The following is a 1,637-nucleotide window of genomic DNA, read 5'->3' as shown; positions in this document are numbered from 1 at the left end:
GCTCGACGGCGAGGGGCTGAAGCTCGACGCGGGGCAAGGGGCGCTGGTGGCGCTGGCCCCCGACGGCGCGGTGCGGGCCATGGTCGGCGGGCGGAATTATTCCGCCTCGCCCTATAATCGCGCGATCCGCGCCCTGCGGCAGCCGGGTTCCGCCTTCAAGCTCTTCGTTTATCTCGCCGCGCTCGAGGCGGGTTTCGCGCCGGATTCCATCGTCAACGACGGCCCTGTCGATATCGCCGGCTACCGGCCGACCAATTTCGAGGGCGGCTATGCCGGCGATGTCAGCCTGACCACGGCTTTCGCCCGCTCCCTGAACACGGTCTCGGTGCGGCTGCTGGCCCGGGTCGGCGCGCGGAAAGTCGTGCAGATGGCCCGGCGCCTCGGCATTTCCAGTCCGATTCCGGCCAATGCCTCGATCGCCCTCGGCAGCGCCGAGGTGACGCCGCTCGAACTGACCTCGGCCTATGCCGTGCTGGCCAATGGCGGCCGCGCGGCCGAAGCCTATGGCATTCGCGAGGTGCGGGGCGATGACGGCGGCGTGATCTTCTCGCGCGAACCGGCCGCCGCGGCGCCCCTGTTGTCGGCCCAGGTGGTCGGCCAGATGAACCGGATGCTCGCTGCCGTGATCAGTGGCGGTAGCGGCCGCGCGGCCCAGATCGGCCGGCCCGCCGGCGGCAAGACCGGCACCAGCCAGGATTACCGCAACGCCTGGTTCGTCGGTATCACCGGCAATCTCGTCGCCGGGGTCTGGGTCGGTAATGACGACGGCACGCCGATGATCAAGGTGACCGGCGGCGGCCTGCCTGCCCATATCTGGAAGGCTTTCATGACCGAGGCCCTGGCCGGCACCGCGGCCACGCCCCTGCCGGCCGTCCCATCGGACGAGGACCGCGATCTTCTCGACCGGCTGGTCGATTTCCTCGGCGGCGAGGGGCCGGCCGAAACAGCGGCGCCGCCGGCAGGACCGGGCGGTGGCCCTGCCGACACCACGGCGCCAGCCCGTCCCCGGCAGGGGCCGACCATCGAATACAGCTACCCTGCTGAAAAGCGTCGCTAAGGCCCTTTCCCGCATGAGGGCCGCTGTCTCATCCCTTCTCGTCATGCCGGCCCTTCTCGTCATGCCGGCGAAGGCCGGCATCCCGTGCCAAGTCAGGCGCCTTTCCGTCGCAAGGCTCCGGCCTGCGCCGGAGCGACGAGGGCAATTCAGTGCCCTTGGTCCGCGTCCCGCTTCCGGATGCCATAGCGATGCAGGGCGGCGCCGTTCCGCTTCAGCCAGTTTCGGGCCTCGTCGGCATCGGGCACCAGCCGGTCGACGAGGGTCCAGAAGCGCGGAGCGTGGCTGAACACCGACAGATGCGCGACCTCATGGGCGACGACATAGTCGAGGACGAAGGCGGGCGCGAGGATTAGCCGCCAGGAAAACGACAGGTCCCCCCGGGGCGAGCAACTGCCCCAGCGGCTGGACGGATCGCGCAGCGTCAGGCCACGGATATCCTTCTCGGTCTGGCGGGCGAAGCGCTCGGCCCGGGGCGCGATTTCGGCCCGGGCGCGGCCGCGCAGGAAATCGCCCACCCGCCGGGCGAAATGCGCCGGCTCGCCCGTCACCTGGATGGTGCCAGCCTCGGTCCAGACCGCGC

The 1,637-nt window shown here is 70.4% G+C and carries 2 protein-coding genes; one reads left to right on the top strand and one right to left on the bottom strand.

Going from position 1 to position 1,637, the window contains the following annotated elements; genetic code table 11:
- Positions 1 to 1,057: transglycosylase domain-containing protein (locus tag WAZ62_RS14765; RefSeq protein ID WP_422644301.1), on the top strand; the 1,057-nt coding region annotated here is incomplete at its 5' end.
- Positions 1,058 to 1,203: 146 nt separating this feature from the next.
- Here the strand turns inward: WAZ62_RS14765 and WAZ62_RS14760 are convergent.
- Positions 1,204 to 1,637 (bottom strand): M48 family metallopeptidase (locus WAZ62_RS14760; RefSeq protein WP_422644300.1); only part of this gene is annotated, 434 nt, incomplete at its 5' end.

Source organism: Zavarzinia sp. (genome assembly GCF_049306435.1).
Classification (GTDB): Bacteria; Pseudomonadota; Alphaproteobacteria; order Zavarziniales; family Zavarziniaceae; genus Zavarzinia.
The sequence above is the reverse complement of the archived record's forward strand: the minus strand, read 5'-3'. Positions and strand labels throughout refer to the sequence as shown.